Annotated in this window: 16 protein-coding genes; 15 read left to right on the top strand and 1 reads right to left on the bottom strand. The window is 66.8% G+C overall.

Features of this window, described 5'->3' with window-relative positions:
* Positions 1-8: 8 nt before the first annotated feature.
* Complete coding sequence (locus tag ASF28_RS06355; protein WP_056089124.1) at positions 9-1,142, bottom strand: glycosyltransferase family 4 protein; 1,134 nt, start codon at positions 1,140-1,142, stop codon at positions 9-11.
* A 375-nt stretch (positions 1,143-1,517) separates the two neighbouring features.
* Between ASF28_RS06355 and ASF28_RS06350 the strand changes: the two genes are divergently transcribed.
* From ASF28_RS06350 to ASF28_RS06280, 15 genes are all read left to right on the top strand, one after another.
* Positions 1,518-1,883 (top strand): NADH-quinone oxidoreductase subunit A, encoded by a 366-nt coding sequence (locus tag ASF28_RS06350; protein WP_056089121.1) that lies wholly within the window; start codon positions 1,518-1,520, stop codon positions 1,881-1,883.
* A gap of 57 nt (positions 1,884-1,940) precedes the next feature.
* A complete protein-coding gene (locus ASF28_RS06345) occupies positions 1,941-2,528 on the top strand; it encodes a NuoB/complex I 20 kDa subunit family protein (RefSeq protein ID WP_056089118.1) in 588 nt (195 codons plus the stop codon).
* A gap of 7 nt (positions 2,529-2,535) precedes the next feature.
* Positions 2,536-3,183 (top strand): NADH-quinone oxidoreductase subunit C, encoded by a 648-nt coding sequence (locus ASF28_RS06340; RefSeq protein WP_056089115.1) that lies wholly within the window; start codon positions 2,536-2,538, stop codon positions 3,181-3,183.
* Between the two features lie 15 nt (positions 3,184-3,198).
* Complete coding sequence (locus tag ASF28_RS06335) at positions 3,199-4,389, top strand: NADH-quinone oxidoreductase subunit D (RefSeq protein ID WP_056089113.1); 1,191 nt, start codon at positions 3,199-3,201, stop codon at positions 4,387-4,389.
* 22 nt (positions 4,390-4,411) lie between these two features.
* Complete coding sequence (gene nuoE / locus ASF28_RS06330; RefSeq protein WP_056089107.1) at positions 4,412-5,491, top strand: NADH-quinone oxidoreductase subunit NuoE; 1,080 nt, start codon at positions 4,412-4,414, stop codon at positions 5,489-5,491.
* 1 nt (position 5,492) lies between these two features.
* A complete protein-coding gene (nuoF, locus tag ASF28_RS06325; protein WP_056089104.1) occupies positions 5,493-6,794 on the top strand; it encodes an NADH-quinone oxidoreductase subunit NuoF in 1,302 nt (433 codons plus the stop codon).
* Positions 6,795-6,837: 43 nt separating this feature from the next.
* Positions 6,838-8,919 carry an NADH-quinone oxidoreductase subunit NuoG gene (gene nuoG, locus ASF28_RS06320; RefSeq protein ID WP_056089101.1) on the top strand — a complete coding sequence of 694 codons (2,082 nt, stop codon included), beginning with the start codon at positions 6,838-6,840 and terminating at the stop codon, positions 8,917-8,919.
* An 11-nt stretch (positions 8,920-8,930) separates the two neighbouring features.
* Positions 8,931-9,953 carry an NADH-quinone oxidoreductase subunit NuoH gene (gene nuoH, locus ASF28_RS06315; protein ID WP_056089098.1) on the top strand — a complete coding sequence of 341 codons (1,023 nt, stop codon included), beginning with the start codon at positions 8,931-8,933 and terminating at the stop codon, positions 9,951-9,953.
* A gap of 24 nt (positions 9,954-9,977) precedes the next feature.
* Positions 9,978-10,466, top strand: a complete 489-nt coding sequence (gene nuoI / locus ASF28_RS06310) for an NADH-quinone oxidoreductase subunit NuoI (protein ID WP_056089094.1) — start codon at positions 9,978-9,980, stop codon at positions 10,464-10,466.
* 166 nt (positions 10,467-10,632) lie between these two features.
* Positions 10,633-11,253 carry an NADH-quinone oxidoreductase subunit J gene (locus ASF28_RS06305; RefSeq protein WP_056089091.1) on the top strand — a complete coding sequence of 207 codons (621 nt, stop codon included), beginning with the start codon at positions 10,633-10,635 and terminating at the stop codon, positions 11,251-11,253.
* A 25-nt stretch (positions 11,254-11,278) separates the two neighbouring features.
* Complete coding sequence (gene nuoK / locus ASF28_RS06300; protein ID WP_056089088.1) at positions 11,279-11,584, top strand: NADH-quinone oxidoreductase subunit NuoK; 306 nt, start codon at positions 11,279-11,281, stop codon at positions 11,582-11,584.
* Between the two features lie 138 nt (positions 11,585-11,722).
* Positions 11,723-13,801 (top strand): NADH-quinone oxidoreductase subunit L, encoded by a 2,079-nt coding sequence (gene nuoL / locus ASF28_RS06295; protein WP_056089086.1) that lies wholly within the window; start codon positions 11,723-11,725, stop codon positions 13,799-13,801.
* Positions 13,802-13,914: 113 nt separating this feature from the next.
* Positions 13,915-15,435, top strand: a complete 1,521-nt coding sequence (locus ASF28_RS06290) for an NADH-quinone oxidoreductase subunit M (protein WP_056089083.1) — start codon at positions 13,915-13,917, stop codon at positions 15,433-15,435.
* 13 nt (positions 15,436-15,448) lie between these two features.
* Complete coding sequence (nuoN, locus tag ASF28_RS06285; protein ID WP_056089080.1) at positions 15,449-16,903, top strand: NADH-quinone oxidoreductase subunit NuoN; 1,455 nt, start codon at positions 15,449-15,451, stop codon at positions 16,901-16,903.
* 10 nt (positions 16,904-16,913) lie between these two features.
* The gene (locus ASF28_RS06280; protein WP_056089078.1) at positions 16,914-17,693 is read left to right on the top strand and encodes a biotin--[acetyl-CoA-carboxylase] ligase; all 780 of its coding nucleotides are present in this window, start codon (positions 16,914-16,916) and stop codon (positions 17,691-17,693) included.
* Positions 17,694-17,700 lie beyond the last annotated feature (7 nt).

The raw sequence follows: 17,700 nt of genomic DNA, 5'->3' as shown, positions 1-17,700 counted from the left end.
GGTGGCTGTCAGGCCGGCATGGCGGCGACGGAAATCGACGGCAGGGAAGACCCGTTGAGGTCGCCGTAACGGGGCGAGAAGGCGGCCGCGTGGGGCATCTTGATCACGTCGACCTGATGGGCGAGCAGCCGCTCATAGGCGGCGACGTACTTGCGGACCATGCACTCGGCGGTGAACTGCGTCTCGAAGTGGCGGCGCACGCCGGCGCGGCTCATGGTCTTGACCATGTGGACGGCCTCCACCGCATCGTCCATCGAATCGCACAGGACGCCCGAGACGCCGTCGGCGATCACTTCCGGCACGGAGCCGTTGCGGAACGCGATGACCGGCGTGCCGGCGGACATGGCCTCGATCATCACCAGACCGAACGGCTCCGGCCAATCGATGGGGAAGGCCAGCGCCAGGGCGTTGCCGAGGAAGTCCTTCTTCTGCTCTTCGTTGATCTCGCCGATATACTCGACCAGGGGATGGTGGATCATCGGCTCGATGACCTCGTCCCAGTAATCCTGATCGGCCTTGTCGACCTTGGCGGCGATCTTCAGGGGTACCCCGGACCGGATCGCCATCTCGATGGCGCGATCGGGGCGCTTCTCGGGGGAGATGCGGCCGAGGAAGGCGAGGTAGCCGCCCTTGGCCTCCGGATAGAACGGGCAGTTCTGGGCCGGCAGGCCGTGATGGATGGTGGAGGCCCAGTTCACGTTCTTCGGCATCGGCTCGCGCTGGTTGTCGGAGATCGACACCAGGGGCATGCCCGTGAAGGTGCGGTAGACCGGCATGAAGTCCGGCACGTCGAGGCGGCCGTGCATCGTCGTGATGCACTTGTGGTTCAGGTCCTCGAACATGGGATATTGCAGCAGATCGATGTGGAAGTGCAGCACATCGAACTCGTGCGCACGCTTGTGGACGTGATGCAGCATGGCGAGATGGCTCGCCGTGTGGTCGCGGTAGCCCAGGAGGCGCAGGCCTTCCGGCGTGCAGGCCGCGAGCTTGGCCGAGGTCTCCGAATCGCCGCTGGCGAACAGGGTGACGTCGTGGCCCTGGCGGACGAGCTCTTCCGTGATCCAGGACACGACGCGCTCGGTGCCGCCGTAGAACTTCGGGGGGACCGCCTCCGAGAGCGGAGCTATCTGGGCAATGCGCACGAAGCGTCTCCTGTGAGGTCGAATATGCGCCGACCTAACGCGATCCGGCCTGAGTGGGACATGAATGAAACCCACGGCCAAGGTTATGGTTCCAGGCGGGTCCGTTCGCCACGGGACTTTTGCGCTGCAGCGGAGATGTCCCCGCTATCCCGGGATCGGCCGCAGGATCGGCACCTGCGCGGATCGGTCGTGTTGTCCGGCCGGACCGCGGACCTACCTCCGTGACATGTGCGAATTTGTGCAATGCGAGCCGCCCTTGTCTCCCCTCCGGGGGTCGTCTAAGCCTCCGGCCGGCGCAGTCTGGCATTGGAGCAATTCCATCCGGCGGGTCGCCCCCGGGGCAGTGTGGTCGCCGGCGCATATGAGAGGTCCCGCATGACCGGCCTGATGGCGGATTATCTGCCCCTCATCGTCTTCATCGGCGTATCGCTGTTCATCGCGGCGGCCCTGCTCGTGGCGCCCTTCCTCGTGGCGTACAACAGCCCCGATCCCGAGAAGCTGTCGGCCTACGAGTGCGGCTTCAACGCCTTCGACGACGCGCGCATGAAGTTCGACGTGCGCTTCTACCTCGTGGCGATCCTGTTCATCATCTTCGACCTCGAAGTCGCCTTCCTGTTCCCGTGGGCAATCACCTTCGGCGAGCTCGGCTGGTTCGGCATGTGGTCGATGATGGCCTTCCTCGGCGTTCTGACCGTCGGCTTCGTCTACGAATGGCGCAAGGGCGCCCTGGAGTGGGACTAGAACTCCCGCGTCGTCGCCGAGCCGCCGAATCGTCCGAAGCCTGATCCCGAGAAACCGATGGCCTTCAGTCCCGACCTCTCCCGCGCCCCGGCCATCGCACCGGCCCCCAAGGGGATCATCGATCCCAACACCGGCCGGCCCATCGGTGCCGACGATCCGACCTTCCTGTCGATCAACAGCGAACTCGCCGACCGCGGCTTCCTCATCACCTCCACGGACGACCTCATCAACTGGGCCCGCACGGGCTCGCTCATGTGGATGACGTTCGGCCTGGCCTGCTGCGCCGTCGAGATGATGCAGATGTCGATGCCGCGCTACGATTGCGAGCGCTTCGGCTTCGCCCCGCGCGGCTCGCCCCGCCAGTCCGATGTGATGATCGTCGCCGGCACCCTCACCAACAAGATGGCGCCAGCTTTGCGCAAGGTCTACGACCAGATGCCGGAGCCCCGCTACGTGATCTCCATGGGCTCGTGCGCCAACGGCGGCGGCTACTACCACTACTCCTACTCGGTCGTGCGCGGCTGCGACCGCGTGGTGCCGGTGGACATCTACGTCCCGGGTTGCCCCCCGACCGCGGAGGCGCTCCTGTACGGCGTCCTCCTGCTTCAGAAGAAGATCCGCCGCACCGGCACCATCGAGCGCTGAGGGGTCGATGAGCAACGGCATCACCATCCGGGCGCACACCGCCGCCCCGTCCGGGCCCGACGCGCTCCAGGCCCTCAGCGACCATGTCGGCGGCGCCCTCGGCCCGGCCGTCGTGACGCGCACCATCGCGTTCGGCGAACTGACCCTCGTCATCCAGGCCAGCGACATCGTCTATGCGCTGACGTATCTGCGCGACGATCCGGCCTGTGCCTTCCGGTGCTTCATCGACATCTGCGGTGCCGACTATCCGAACCGCGCCAAGCGCTTCGACGTGGTCTACCATCTGCTGTCCCTGCGCCATAACACCCGCATCCGGGTCAAGGTGCAGACCGACGACCAGACCTCGGTGCCGTCGGTCATCGACGTGTTCCCGGCGGCGAACTGGTTCGAGCGCGAGGCCTACGACCTCTACGGCATCCTGTTCTCGGGCCACCCCGACCTGCGCCGGCTGCTGACCGATTACGGCTTCGAGGGGCATCCCCTGCGCAAGGACTTCCCGCTGACGGGGTTCGTCGAGGTCCGCTACGATCAGGACGAGGCGCGGGTCGTGTACGAGCCGGTCAAGCTGACGCAGGAATTCCGGAACTTCGACTTCCTCTCGCCGTGGGAGGGCACCGAGTACGTGCTCCCGGGCGACGAGAAGACATCAGCCTAGGCGCGGAGCGAGGCCATGACCGAGCACAACATCCGCAACTTCGCCATCAATTTCGGGCCCCAGCACCCGGCGGCGCACGGCGTGCTGCGCCTCGTGCTCGAGCTCGACGGCGAGATCGTCGAGCGCGTCGATCCGCATATCGGCCTGCTGCATCGCGGCACCGAGAAGCTCATCGAGCACAAGACCTACCTGCAGGCGACCCCCTATTTCGACCGGCTCGACTACGTCTCGCCGATGAACCAGGAGCACGCCTTCTGCCTCGGCATCGAGAAGCTGCTGGGGCTGCAGGTGCCGCGTCGCGCCCAGCTCATCCGGGTTCTGTTCTGCGAGATCGGCCGCATCCTCTCCCACCTCCTCAACGTCACCACGCAGGCGATGGACGTCGGCGCCCTGACGCCCCCGCTCTGGGGCTTCGAGGAGCGCGAGAAGCTGATGATCTTCTACGAGCGCGCGTCGGGTGCCCGCCTCCACGCCAACTACTTCCGGCCCGGCGGCGTCCATCAGGACCTGCCGCCCGCCCTCATCGACGACATCGAGGCGTTCATCGATCCGTTCCTGCAGGTGGTCGACGACCTCGACAACCTCGTCATGGGCAACCGCATCTTCAAGCAGCGCAACGTCGATATCGGCATCGTCACCGTGGACGAGGCCATGGCCTGGGGATTCTCGGGCGTGATGGTGCGCGGCTCCGGCATCCCGTGGGACCTGCGCAAGTCGCAGCCCTACGAGTGCTACGAGGAGATGGACTTCGACATCCCCGTGGGGAAGAACGGCGATACCTACGATCGCCAGGTCATCCGCATGGAGGAGATGCGCGAGTCGGCCAAGATCATGCGGCAGTGCTGCGTGAAGCTGCGCGAGCCCGCCGGGCAGGGACCCATCGCGGCCATCGACGGTAAGTTCGCGCCGCCGCCGCGCCGGGAGATGAAGCGCTCGATGGAAGCGCTCATCCACCACTTCAAGCTCTACACCGAAGGCTTTCACGTGCCGGCCGGCGAGGTCTACGCGGCCGTCGAGGCGCCCAAGGGCGAGTTCGGCGTCTACCTCGTCGCCGACGGCACCAACAAACCCTACCGCTGCAAGATCCGCGCTCCCGGCTTCGCCCATCTCCAGGCCATGGACTGGATGTGCCGCGGCCACATGCTGGCCGACGTGTCCTGCGTGCTCGGTACGCTGGACATCGTGTTCGGCGAGGTGGACCGGTGATGGGACGCAAGGTTTCGAACTGATGGCAAACCGCAGACTCGCCCCCGCCTCAGAGCAGCCGGCTTCCTTCGCCTTCTCGTCCGAGAACGCCGAGTGGGCCAAGGGCCAGATCGAGAAGTATCCGGAAGGCCGACAGGCTTCGGCGGTGATCCCGCTTTTGTGGAAGGCGCAGGAGCAGAACGGCGGCTGGCTGCCGCGCGCCGCCATCGAGGCGGTGGCCGGCGAACTCGGCATGCCGCATATCCGCGTCCTCGAAGTCGCGACCTTCTACACGATGTTCGCCCTGGAGCCCGTGGGCCGGTTCTGGATCCAGCTCTGCGGCACGGTGCCGTGCGATTCCTGCGGCGCGCGTGAACTGAAGGATTACCTCCAGGCCCGCCTCGGCGCGCCCGGTCATGTCAGCGCCGACGGCAACTTCTCCTGGCTCGAAGTCGAGTGCCTGGGCGCCTGCTGCAACGCGCCCATGGCGCAGATCAACCAGGATTACTACGAGGATCTGACACCCGATCTCCTCGGCGCCCTCATGGACGATCTCGCCGCCGGGCGTCCCGTCAAGATCGGCTCGCAGGTCGGCCGGACCTCGTCCGAGCCGAAGGGCGGGGCCGACACGCTCACGGACGCGACCCTGTTCGACGGCTCGCGCGTCGGCGCCTGGCGCCAGCGCTTCGAGGACAAGAAGGCCGAGGACAGCAGCGAAACGTCGGGCAAGGCCGAGGCCGCGTCGTCCGAGCAGCGCGCCGCCGCCGACCCGAAGCCGGCGCATCCCGCGTCCGGTCGCGCCGCTGAGGGAAAATCCACCGACGCGCCGGCCCAGCGTTCGGCCGCCGGCGAGACACCGGTCAAATCCGTCGACGAGACCGATGCGGCCGACCGCACCGAGTCCACGGCCCAGCCCGGCACGCCAGCGCCGTCCGCCGCCGAGACGGTGGCGCGGGCCGAGGCGGCCGGTGCCGAGGCCGGTACGCAATCCGACCTGCCGCGGGACGAGCCGCCGCCCCAGCCCGTCGCGTCGGGTGCGAGCGAAGCCGTCGACGAGCCGAAGCCGGCACCGGCGAACAAGTCCGGGCCGAAGCGCTCCGCTCCGAAGAGCGAGGGGAACTAGCATGCTCTCCGATCAGGATCGCATCTTCACCAACCTCTACGGCCTGCACTCGCCCGGCCTGGACGAGGCCAAGAAACGCGGCGCCTGGGACGGCACCAAGTTCCTGCTCGAAATGGGCCGCGACTGGATCATCGAGGAGATGAAGCAGTCGGGCCTGCGCGGGCGCGGCGGCGCAGGTTTCCCCACGGGCCTGAAATGGTCGTTCATGCCGAAGAAGTCGGATGGGCGGCCACACTACCTCGTGGTCAACGCCGACGAGTCGGAGCCCGGCACCTGCAAGGATCGGGAGATCATGCGGCACGATCCGCATCTTCTCATCGAGGGTTGCCTGCTGGCTTCCTTCTCCATGGCCGCGCACGCCTGCTACATCTACATCCGCGGCGAGTACGTCGCCGAGAAGCATGCCCTGCAGAAGGCCGTCGACGAGGCCTATGCGGCCCGCCTCGTCGGCAAGGACAACGTCCACGGCTACCCGTTCGACATCTACGTCCATCACGGCGCCGGCGCCTACATCTGCGGCGAGGAGACGGCGCTGCTGGAGAGCCTCGAGGGCAAGAAGGGGATGCCGCGCCTCAAGCCGCCGTTCCCGGCCAACATGGGTCTCTACGGCTGCCCGACGACGGTGAACAACGTCGAGTCCATCGCCGTCGCCGGCACCATCCTGCGCCGGGGCGGGGCATGGTTCGCGGGTCTCGGCGGCAAGAACAACACCGGCACCAAGCTGTTCTGCGTCTCGGGCCACGTCAACAAGCCGTGCAACGTCGAGGAGGAACTCGGGATCACCTTCCGCGAACTAATCGACCGGCATTGCGGCGGCATGCGCGGCGGGTGGGACAACCTGCTGTGCTCGATTCCCGGCGGCTCCTCGGTGCCCCTGGTTCCGGCCGACCAGATCATCGACGCCAAGATGGACTTCGACACCCTGAAGAGCCTCGGCTCCGGCCTCGGCACGGCGGCGGTCATCGTCCTCGACCGCTCCACCGACATCGTCTCGGCCATCGCCCGCATTGCCTACTTCTACAAGCACGAGTCCTGCGGCCAGTGCACGCCGTGCCGCGAGGGCACAGGGTGGATGTGGCGGGTGATGCTGCGCATGGCCGAGGGCCGGGCGCAACGCCGCGAGATCGACATGCTCCTCGACGTGACAAAGCAGATCGAGGGCCACACCATCTGCGCGCTCGGCGACGCGGCGGCCTGGCCGATCCAGGGCCTGATCCGGCATTTCCGGCCGGAAATCGAGCGCCGCATCGACCGCTACAGCGCCAACCCCCATTCCGACCCGGTGCCGATGGCGGCGGAGTGATCCGTAGCCCGCACCAACCCGAATTCGAACCCGAGACCCACGCATGACCAAGATCGTCGTCGACGGCACCGAGGTCGATGTTCCGGCGGACTACACGCTGCTCCAGGCGTGCGAGATCGCGGGCGCGGAGATCCCGCGTTTCTGCTTCCACGAGCGGCTGTCCATCGCCGGCAATTGCCGGATGTGTCTGATCGAGCTCAAGGGTGCGCCGAAGCCCGTGGCCTCGTGCGCCTACGCGGTGAAGGATTGCCGGCCCGGCCCCAACGGTGAGCCGCCGGAGGTGCTGACGCGTTCGGGCACCACGAAGAAGGCCCGCGAGGGGGTGATGGAGTTCCTCCTCATCAACCACCCCCTCGATTGCCCGATCTGCGACCAGGGCGGCCATTGCGACCTGCAGGATCAGGCCATGGCCTACGGCGTCGACTCGACCCGCTATGGCGAGAACAAGCGCGCCGTCGAAGAGAAGTATATCGGTCCGCTGGTCCGCACGGCCATGAACCGCTGCATCCACTGCACCCGCTGCGTCCGCTTCCTGGCGGAGGTCGCCGGCGTGCCGGATCTCGGTGCCATCGGGCGCGGCGAGGACATGGAGATCACGAGCTACCTCGAGTCCGCCATGGGCTCTGAGCTTCAGGGCAACGTCGCCGACCTGTGCCCCGTGGGGGCGCTGGTCCACAAGCCGCAGAGCTACGAGGTCCGACCCTGGGAGCTGTCGAAGACCGAGTCCGTCGACGTGATGGATGCGGTGGGCTGCGCCATCCGGGTCGATGCCAAGGGCCGCGAGGTCATCCAGATCGAGCCGCGCGTCAACGAGGCAGTCAACGAGGAGTGGATCTCCGACAAGACCCGCCACGCCGTCGACGGCCTGCGCCTGCAGCGCCTCGACCGCCCGTATGTCCGTGAGAACGGCCGCCTGCGCCCGGCGTCCTGGGGGGAGGCGTTCGCAGCCATCGCCGCCAAGGTGAAGGGCGCGGACCCCGAGCGCATCGGCGCCATCGTCGGCGATCTCGCCGGCGTCGAGGAGACGTTCGCGCTGAAGTCGCTGATGACGGCCCTCGGCGTCACCAACCTCGACTGCCGTCAGGCCGGCGAACAGATCGATCCGGCCCGGGGCCGCGCGGCCTACACCCTCGGCACCACCATCCCGGGGATCGAGGAGGCCGACGCCATCCTCCTCGTCGGGACGAACCCGCGCCTGGAGGCCTCGCTCCTCAACGTGCGCATCCGCAAGCGCTGGCGCATGGCGCCGCTCGCCGTTGGTCTCATCGGCGAGGCGGTGGATCTCACCTATCCCCACACCTATCTCGGCGCCGGACCCGACACCCTGGCGGAGATCGCTTCCGGCCGCCACAGCTTCTCCGAGGTGCTGAAGGCCGCGAGCCACCCGCTGGTCATCGTCGGCATGGGTGCCCTGGCACGGCCCGACGGCGCCGCGATCCTCTCAGCCGCCGCGACGCTGGCCAGGGACATCGGCGCGGTGACGCCGGAGTGGAACGGCTTCGGCGTGCTCCACACGGCCGCCGCCCGCGTCGGCGCCCTCGATCTCGGCTTCGTGCCGGGGGAGGGGAGCCTCGATCTCGCGGCGATGGTGCAGGGCGGTGCCCTCGACGTCCTGTTCAACCTCGGGGCGGACGAGGTCGAGATCGCTCCCGGCGCCTTCGTCGTCTATCAGGGCACCCACGGCGACCGCGGTGCCACCCGCGCCGACGTCGTCCTGCCGGGTGCGGCCTACACCGAGAAGAGCGCCACCTACGTAAACCTCGAAGGCCGGGTGCAGATGGCCAACCGCGCCGGCTTCCCACCGGGTGATGCCCGCGAGGATTGGGCGATCCTGCGCGCCCTCTCCGAGGTGCTCGGCCAGCGCTTGCCATTCGATTCGCTGAGCGCCCTGCGCCGGACGCTCTACGGCGAATACCCGCACTTCGCCGCCCTCGACGCGGTGGCGCCGAGCGACGCGGTCGCGGCCGTCGATGCCCTGGTCGGCCTCGGCGGAACACCGGATCGTGCGGCCTTCGCGTCGGCGGTGCCCGACTTCTACCTCACCAATGCGATCGCCCGCGCCTCGCGCGTGCTCGCCGAATGCTCGAGCCTCGCCCGGGTGCGCGGCCTCGAAGCCGCCGAGTAGGGATTGTCTCGATGACCTTCTGGGAAGTCCTCGGCGCCGTCCTGCTCATGGCCTTCAAGAGCTTCGTGCTCCTGGCCCTGCTGCTGGTGTTCATCGCCTACGCCCTGCTCGCCGACCGCAAGATCTGGGCGGCGGTGCAGCTGCGGCGCGGCCCCAACGTCGTCGGGCCATGGGGGCTGTTCCAGTCCTTCGCCGATCTGCTGAAGTTCGTCCTGAAGGAGCCGGTGATTCCGGCCGGCGCCAACAAGGCGTTGTTCCTGCTGGCGCCCCTGGTCTTCGCCACCCTGGCCCTCGCCGCCTGGGCGGTGATTCCCCTGGCCGAGGGCTGGGCGCTGGCCGACCTCAACGTCGGCATCACCTACATCTTCGCCATCTCGTCCCTGGGCGTCTACGGCGTGCTCATGGGCGGTTGGGCCTCGAACTCGAAATACGCGTTCCTCGGTGCGCTCCGCTCGGCGGCGCAGATGATCTCCTACGAGGTCAGCTTGGGCTTCGTCATCATCTGCGTGCTGCTCTGCGCCGGCTCCCTCAACCTCTCGCGCATCGTCATGGCGCAGGACACCTCGCTCGGCATCCTCGGCTGGTACTGGCTGTGGCTGTTCCCGATGTTCATCGTGTTCTTCATCTCGGCTTTGGCCGAGACCAACCGCCCCCCCTTTGATCTGCCGGAGGCCGAGTCCGAGCTCGTGGCGGGCTACATGGTCGAGTATTCCTCGACGCCCTACCTGCTGTTCATGCTCGGCGAGTACGTGGCGATCATGACCATGTGCGCGCTCGGCACGGTGCTGTTCCTCGGCGGCTGGCTCTCGCCGATCCCGTTCGCGCCCTTCACCTGGGTGCCGGGCCTGATCTGGTTCGCCCTCAAGGCCAGCTTCCTGTTCTTCATGATCGCCATGGTGAAGGCCATGGTGCCCCGCTACCGCTACGACCAGCTCATGCGGCTCGGGTGGAAGGTGTTCCTCCCACTCTCGCTGATCTCCGTCGTCGTCGTCGCCTTCGTCCTCAAGCTCACCGGTCTCGCGCCGGGCGCCTGACATCACCCAACTGGAGATCGCAGCATGAAGCTCGATCAGGTCGCCAAGGGTCTTCTCCTGAAGGAGTTCGTGACGGGGTTCGCCCTCGCCATGCGCTACTTCTTCAAGCCGAAGGCCACCATCAACTACCCGTTCGAGATGGGGCACCGGGGGCCGCGCTTCCGGGGGGAGCACGCCCTGCGCCGCTATCCCAACGGCGAAGAGCGCTGCATCGCCTGCAAGCTGTGCGAGGCGATCTGCCCGGCCCAGGCCATCACCATCGAGGCCGGTCCGCGCCGCAACGACGGCACCCGGCGCACCACGCGCTACGACATCGACATGGTGAAGTGCATCTATTGCGGCATGTGCCAGGAGGCCTGCCCCGTCGATGCCATCGTCGAGGGGCCGAACCTCGAGTTCTCCGTGGAGACCCGCGAGGAGCTTCTCTACGACAAGGACAAGCTTCTCCTGAACGGCGACCGCTGGGAGCGTGAGATCGCGCGCAACCTCGCCGTGGACGCGCCTTACCGGTGAGACACGACGGCTCCGCGGTTGTGCACCGCAGGGTCGGGTTCTATAGACGGGCGGCCTGTCTTACCCTGCGGACGGCTTGCACCAACCCAGCGGGCGGCCCGCACGGGCCATGGACGAATCAACGGCAGAAGGGGCTGTCCTCGGGACGGCTGATCTCCACAATCGCATGAGTGCAGCCGCAGCCTTCTTCTACCTGTTCGCCGGCGTGACCGTCGCCTCGGGCTTCATGGTGATCGCCTCGCGCAATCCCGTGGCCTCGGTGCTGTATCTCATCCTCGCCTTCGTGAACGCCGCCGGCCTGTTCGTGATGATGGGCGCCGAATTCCTCGCGATGATCCTCGTGGTGGTCTATGTCGGCGCCGTCGCGGTGCTGTTCCTGTTCGTCGTGATGATGCTCGATGTGGATTTCGCCCAGCTGCGCCAGGGCTTTCAGCGCTACCTGCCCGTCGGCGCGCTCATCGGGGCGATCTTCCTCATCGAACTCATCCTCGTCGTCGGCTCGTGGAGCATCGCCCCCGACCTGCTCCAGGCTCCGCTGGGGCCGCTCGCCAGTTCCGAAGGTGTCACCAACACTCAGGCTTTGGGCCGGGTGCTGTACACGGACTACGTCTTCTACTTCCAGCTCGCCGGCATGATCCTGCTGACGGCGATGATCGGCGCCATCGTGCTCACCCTGCGCGACCGCCCCGGCGTCAAGCGCCAGAACATCTCCGTGCAGAACGCCCGCACCCAGTCGGACGCCGTCGAGACCCGCAAGGTGCCCTCGCGCCAGGGCGTGGAAGTCTGATGGCGGATTACGGGAGACCCATCCGATGATCGGCCTGAGCCATTACCTGACCGTCGCCGCGATCCTGTTCACCCTCGGGGTGCTCGGCATCTTCATCAACCGCAAGAACGTCATCGTCATCCTGATGTCCGTGGAGCTCATCCTCCTCGCGGTGAACATCAATCTCGTGGCGTTCTCGACGCATCTCAACGACATCACGGGCCAGGTCTTCGCCCTGTTCGTGCTGACCGTGGCGGCGGCCGAGGCCGCCATCGGACTCGCCATCCTCGTCGTGTTCTTCCGCAACCGCGGCTCCATCGCGGTCGAGGACGTGAACATGATGAAGGGCTGACGCGCATCACGACGATCTGACTCGAGCGGGACCGGGCAGAACCCGGGTCCGGGCGGTGACACGAAGACAGGGCTCGTTCGCGAGGCTCCGCGCGCGGCGCGGGGTCAGCCACGACCCAGGAGGCCGGACAAGCCAGCGATGTATCACGCGATCGTCTTCTTCCCGCTCATGGGCGCCCTGCTCGCGGGCCTGTTCGGCCGCCAGCTCGGCCCCAAGGTGTGCGAGGCCATCACCACCGGCTTCCTCGCCTTCTCGGCGCTCCTCTCCTGGGGCGTGTTCCTGGAAATCCCGGGCACGGAGCACGCCACGCGGGTCCAGGTCGCCACCTGGTTCACCGCTGGCGACCTCGTGGTCGATTGGGCCTTCCGCATCGACACGCTCACCGCCGTGATGCTGGTGGTGGTGACCTCGGTCTCGACCCTCGTCCACCTCTACTCCATCGGCTACATGGCCGAAGACCCGCATCGGCCGCGCTTCTTCGCCTACCTGTCGCTGTTCACCTTCGCCATGCTGATGCTGGTGACGGCCGACAACCTCGTGCAGATGTTCTTCGGCTGGGAGGGCGTCGGCCTCGCCTCCTACCTGCTCATCGGGTTCTGGTACGAGAAGCCTTCGGCCAACGCCGCCGCCATGAAGGCCTTCATCGTCAACCGCGTCGGCGATTTCGGCTTCTCGCTCGGCATCTTCCTCGTCTTCGTGCTCACCGGCTCCGTCGCCTTCGACGGCATCTTCGCCCGCGCGCCCGAGATCAAGGACGCGACCTTCCACTTCCTCGGCTACGACTGGAGCGCCTGGACCCTCGCCTGCCTGCTCCTGTTCATGGGCGCCATGGGCAAGTCGGCGCAGTTCCTGCTCCACACCTGGCTGCCCGACGCCATGGAGGGACCGACCCCGGTCTCCGCCCTCATCCACGCCGCCACCATGGTGACGGCGGGCGTGTTCATGGTGGCGCGCCTGTCGCCGATCTTCGAACTCGCCCCCAACGCCCTCGTCGTCGTCACCGTCATCGGCGGCATCACGGCGTTCTTCGCCGCCACGGTCGGTCTGGTGCAGAACGACATCAAGCGTGTGATCGCGTATTCGACCTGCTCGCAGCTCGGCTACATGTTCGTGGCCCTCGGCGTCGGCGCCTACTCGGCCGCCGTGTTCCACCTTTTCACCCACGCCTTCTTCAAGGCTTTGCTGTTCCTCGGCGCCGGCTCGGTCATCCACGCGATGCATCATGAGCAGGACATGCGGAACATGGGCAATCTGCGCCGCTACATCCCGTTCACCACGGCGATGATGACCATCGGCACGCTGGCCCTCATCGGGTTCCCGTTCACCGCCGGCTACTACTCGAAGGATGCGATCATCGAGGCCGCCTACGCCTCGACCCGGCCGGGCCACACGCTGGCGTTCCTCGCCACCGTCATCGCCGCCCTCATGACCTCGTTCTATTCCTGGCGCCTGTTCTTCATGACCTTCGAGGGACCGGCGCGCTGGGCAAATCACGGTGCTGCACACCATGACGCCCACGCCGTGAGCGCGCAGGCCGACGGTGCACCGGGTCATCACGAGGGCGTCGCCCACGATGACCACGGCCACGACGCCGAGCCGGCCTCGCACAGCGCCATCGAGCACCACGACCATGCGCACACGCCGCATGAGAGCCCCCTGGTGATGACGATCCCCCTCGCCATCCTCGCCTTCGGCGCCCTGTTCGCCGGCCTGATCTTCAAGAACCGCTTCATCGGCGAGGGCATGGACAAGTTCTGGGGGCATTCCCTCGGTCGTGGCCCCGACAACCACATCATGCACGACATCCACTCGGTGCCGGCGCTGGTGGCCTATTCCCCCTTCATCATGATGCTGATCGGCTTCGTATTGGCGTTCTGGATGTATATCCGCAGGCCGGAACTACCCGGCCAGCTCGCCGCGCAGCAGCCGAGCCTGTACCGGTTCCTCCTCAACAAGTGGTACTTCGACGAACTCTACGACCGGATCTTCGTCCGGCCGGCCAAGGATTTTGGAAAGTTTCTCTGGAAGGAGGGCGACGGCCGGGTCATCGACGGGATGGGCCCGGACGGCATCGCCACCCGGGTGATGGACGTCACCCGCGGCGTCGTCCGGCTCCAGACTGGTTACGTCTACCACTACGCCTTCGTCATGCTCGTTGGTGTCGCCGGCTTCATCAGCTGGTACATGCTCACCGGCCTGCCCAAGGCCGGACACTGATGGTCGCGGATAAGAGTGCCTCACAAAACTCCCGATCCCCGACGGTTCTCGCTCTGCGACCAACGGGCAGCGGGAGTTTTGTGAGAGACACTAAGAACGGGAGCGCCCGCTAGATGTTCGGCCTCGGAATCCTCTCCGGCCTCCTGATCGTGCCCCTGTGCGGCGCGGCCTTCATCCTCACCCTCGGGGATGACACGGAGGCTTCGAAGCGCAACGCACGCTGGGCGGCCCTCGCCACCACGCTCCTGACCTTCCTCCTGTCCCTCGTGGCCTGGAGCCGGTTCGACGCGACTACGTCGAGCTTCCAGCTCATCGAGTCCCACGCGTGGCTGACGGACTCGATCCGGTTCAAGCTCGGCGTCGACGGCTTCTCGATGCCGCTGATCCTGCTCACCACGTTTCTGATGCCGTTCTGCATCGGCGCGTCGTGGCTCTCCATCGACAAGCGGGTGAAGGAATATTACGTCGCCTTCCTCGTCCTCGAGACGACGATGATCGGCGTGTTCCAGGCCCTCGACCTGGTGCTGTTCTACCTGTTCTTCGAAGCAGGCCTGATCCCGATGTTCCTTATCATCGGCATCTGGGGCGGCAAGCGGCGTATCTACGCGAGCTTCAAGTTCTTCCTCTACACCCTGCTCGGCTCTGTGCTGATGCTGCTTGCCATCATGGCGATGTACTGGCATGCCGGCACCACCGACATCCCGACCCTGCTGCACACCCGCTTCCCCACGGGGATGCAGACCTGGCTGTGGCTCGCCTTCTTCGCCTCCTTCGCGGTGAAGATGCCCATGTGGCCGGTCCACACCTGGTTGCCCGACGCCCACGTCGAGGCGCCCACCGCCGGGTCGGTGATCCTGGCCGGTATCCTCCTCAAGATGGGCGGCTACGGCTTCATCCGCATCTCCCTGCCGATGTTCCCCGATGCGAGCCAGGCTTTTGCCCCGATGGTGTTCGCCCTCTCGGTCATCGCGATCATCTTCACATCGCTGATCGCGTTGATGCAGACGGACATCAAGAAGCTCATCGCCTACTCGTCCGTAGCGCATATGGGCTTCGTGACCCTCGGCCTGTTCACCCTCAACGAGCAGGGCATCCAGGGCGCCCTGTTCCTGATGATCTCCCACGGTATCGTCTCGGGTGCGCTCTTCCTCTGCGTCGGCGTGGTCTACGATCGGATGCACACCCGCGAGATCGCAGCCTATGGCGGCCTCGTGAAGCGCATGCCCCTCTACGCGGCGGCCATGATGGTGTTCACCATGGCCAATGTCGGCCTGCCCGGCACGTCGGGCTTCGTCGGCGAGTTTTTGGCCATGATGGGCGCCTTCAAGGCCAACCCCACGGTGGCGTTCTTCTCGGTGTTCGGCATCATCCTGTCGGCCGGCTACGCCCTGTGGCTCTATGCCCGGGTGATCTACGGCAAGCTCGAGAAGCCCAACCTCCAGGGCATCCTCGACCTCGATCTGCGCGAAAAGATCATCATCGCGCCGCTCGTCGCCCTGACGATCTATTACGGGGTCCACCCGGCCCCGATCCTCGATACCTTCGCCCCCTCGACGGAGGCGTTGATGCAAAGCATGAAGACCGCGCTCTCGAACACGCAGACGGCGGCCGCCCTTCCGCCCGTCGCGCGCTGAAAGCTTCGATCCGATGACCGTCGCCCAATCCGTCCTTCCCGCGCTCTGGCCCGCTCTGCCGGAGCTGATCCTCGGCGTCGGCGTCCTCGTCCTGATCCTTTACGGGTCGTTCCGGGGCGAGCGCTCCGCCGAGGGCGTCAATGTCGGCGCCCTGCTGCTGCTGATCCTGGCGCTGTTCGTGGTCATGTCCCAGCCGGGCACGAAGGTGACGACCCTCAACGGCTCGTTCATCGTCGATGGCTTCTCGAAGGTGATGAAGGCCCTGATCCTGCTGGGCTCCGCCGCCTCGATCCTGCTCTCGCGCGACTACTTCCAGCGCGAGCGCATCGACCGGTTCGAGTTTCCGATCCTCATCGTCCTGTGCACCCTCGGCATGCTGGTCATGGCCTCGGCCAATGACCTGATCTCCCTCTATCTCGGCCTCGAACTGCAGTCGCTCGCCGCCTACGTCATCGCGGCGTTCCACCGCGACAACCTGAAATCGACGGAAGCCGGGCTGAAGTATTTCGTCCTCGGCGCGCTGTCCTCGGGCATGCTGCTCTACGGCTCGTCCCTCGTCTACGGGTTTACCGGCACGGTCTCGTTCCCCGGCATCGTCGCCGCCCTGAACGACGCGAATGTCGGCTTCGGCCTCGTCCTCGGCATCGTGTTCGTGGCCGCCGGCGTCGCCTTCAAGCTCGCGGCGGTGCCGTTCCACATGTGGACGCCGGACGTCTACGAGGGCTCGCCGACGCCGGTGACCGCGTTCTTCGCCTCGGCGCCGAAGATGGCCGCCATGGCCATGACCGTGCGGATCTTCATCGGCGCCTTCCCGGACGTGACGGCGGTCTGGCAGCAGATCATCGTGTTCGTGGCCATCGCCTCCATGGCGCTCGGCTCGTTCGCGGCCATCGGCCAGCGCTCCATCAAGCGCCTGATGGCGTATTCCTCCATCGGCAACGTCGGCTACGCCCTCGTCGGCCTGGCGGCGAGTTCGCAGGCCGGCATCAGCGGCGTGGTGATCTACATGATCATCTACCTCGCCATGACGCTCGGCGCCTTCGCGGTGATCCTGTCCCTGCGCCGCGGCGGCCAGATGTTCGAGACCGTGGACGACCTGTCCGGCCTGTCGCGCACCCATCCCGTCCTGGCGTTTTGTCTGGCCGCGATGATGTTCTCGCTCGCCGGCATCCCGCCCCTCGCCGGGTTCTTCGCCAAGTTCTACGTCTTCGCCGCGGCCATCGAGGCCAACCTCGTGGCGCTCGCCATCATCGGCGTGGTCACCAGCGTGGTCGGGGCGTTCTACTACCTGCGCCTCGTCAAGGTGATGTACTTCGACGAGCCGCTCGCTCCCTACGACCCCATGGCGCCGGGCCTGCGCATCGTTCTCGGCCTCTCCAGCGCCGTCGTGATCCTGTTCGTGCTGGTGCCGGCGCCCCTGGTGGGGGCTGCGGGCGCGGCCGCCAAATCCCTGTTCGCCGGGTCCTGAGGTCCGCGCCTTGAGCGGCTACCGCCTCGGAGCCCTGGCGCGGGCGGACGGACACCGGCTGCACGTCCACGACAGCCTCGGCTCCACCAACACGGAGGCCCTGGAGCGGGCGCGCGATGGCGAGGCCGGACCCCTCTGGGTGGTGGCCCATCGCCAGACCTCCGGGCGTGGCCGGCGCGGCAACGGCTGGGCCTCCCTGCCCGGCAACCTCACCGCCAGCCTGCTCTGGCCGGTGCAGGACGTCGACCCGGCCCTGGTGCCGACCCTCGGCTTCGTCGCCGGTGTCGGGCTGATGGCCGCCCTTCACGGCGCGGGAGTCGGCGGTGTCACCCTGAAGTGGCCCAACGACATCCTGGCCTCGGGCGCCAAGCTCGCCGGCCTGCTTCTGGAGGCCGAGACCCTTGCCGGCGGGCGCCGCTGCGTGGTCATGGGCTTCGGCGTCAACGTCGCTGCGGCACCGGAGGGCTTGCCTTATCCGGCTACGTGCCTCAGGCAGTTGCGGCACGCCACGCGCGCCGAGGATCTGTTCGTCCGTCTGACGGACGGGATCGTCGACGCCGCGCGAGTGTGGGACCGTGGCCGGGGATTCGTAAGGATCCGCGAACGCTGGATTGCCGATGCGGCCGGACTCGGCGCGACGGTGACCGTTCAGACCGGCGACACCCGCGTGCAAGGAATTTTCGAGACGATCGACGGGGCGGGGCGGCTCGTCGTCCGATCGGAGGATGGAACGCGACGGACCGTGACGGCGGGCGAGGTGCATCTGGGTACGGCCGCGACGGCGGCTTGAGGTTTAG

The organism is Methylobacterium sp. Leaf99 (assembly GCF_001422375.1).
Lineage (GTDB): Bacteria > Pseudomonadota > Alphaproteobacteria > Rhizobiales > Beijerinckiaceae > Methylobacterium.
Note: the sequence above shows the minus strand (reverse complement) of the source record. Positions and strands in the feature narration are given on the sequence as shown.

What these genes read in the sequence shown, in the direction of transcription:
- ASF28_RS06350 (WP_056089121.1), top strand. Translation starts at nt 1,518, where the DNA reads ATGACCGGCCTGATGGCGGATTATCTGCCCCTCATCGTCTTCATCGGC.
- ASF28_RS06345 (WP_056089118.1), top strand. Translation starts at nt 1,941, where the DNA reads ATGGCCTTCAGTCCCGACCTCTCCCGCGCCCCGGCCATCGCACCGGCC.
- ASF28_RS06340 (WP_056089115.1), top strand. Translation starts at nt 2,536, where the DNA reads ATGAGCAACGGCATCACCATCCGGGCGCACACCGCCGCCCCGTCCGGG.
- ASF28_RS06335 (WP_056089113.1), top strand. Translation starts at nt 3,199, where the DNA reads ATGACCGAGCACAACATCCGCAACTTCGCCATCAATTTCGGGCCCCAG.
- nuoE (WP_056089107.1), top strand. Translation starts at nt 4,412, where the DNA reads ATGGCAAACCGCAGACTCGCCCCCGCCTCAGAGCAGCCGGCTTCCTTC.
- nuoF (WP_056089104.1), top strand. Translation starts at nt 5,493, where the DNA reads ATGCTCTCCGATCAGGATCGCATCTTCACCAACCTCTACGGCCTGCAC.
- nuoG (WP_056089101.1), top strand. Translation starts at nt 6,838, where the DNA reads ATGACCAAGATCGTCGTCGACGGCACCGAGGTCGATGTTCCGGCGGAC.
- nuoH (WP_056089098.1), top strand. Translation starts at nt 8,931, where the DNA reads ATGACCTTCTGGGAAGTCCTCGGCGCCGTCCTGCTCATGGCCTTCAAG.
- nuoI (WP_056089094.1), top strand. Translation starts at nt 9,978, where the DNA reads ATGAAGCTCGATCAGGTCGCCAAGGGTCTTCTCCTGAAGGAGTTCGTG.
- ASF28_RS06305 (WP_056089091.1), top strand. Translation starts at nt 10,633, where the DNA reads ATGAGTGCAGCCGCAGCCTTCTTCTACCTGTTCGCCGGCGTGACCGTC.
- nuoK (WP_056089088.1), top strand. Translation starts at nt 11,279, where the DNA reads ATGATCGGCCTGAGCCATTACCTGACCGTCGCCGCGATCCTGTTCACC.
- nuoL (WP_056089086.1), top strand. Translation starts at nt 11,723, where the DNA reads ATGTATCACGCGATCGTCTTCTTCCCGCTCATGGGCGCCCTGCTCGCG.
- ASF28_RS06290 (WP_056089083.1), top strand. Translation starts at nt 13,915, where the DNA reads ATGTTCGGCCTCGGAATCCTCTCCGGCCTCCTGATCGTGCCCCTGTGC.
- nuoN (WP_056089080.1), top strand. Translation starts at nt 15,449, where the DNA reads ATGACCGTCGCCCAATCCGTCCTTCCCGCGCTCTGGCCCGCTCTGCCG.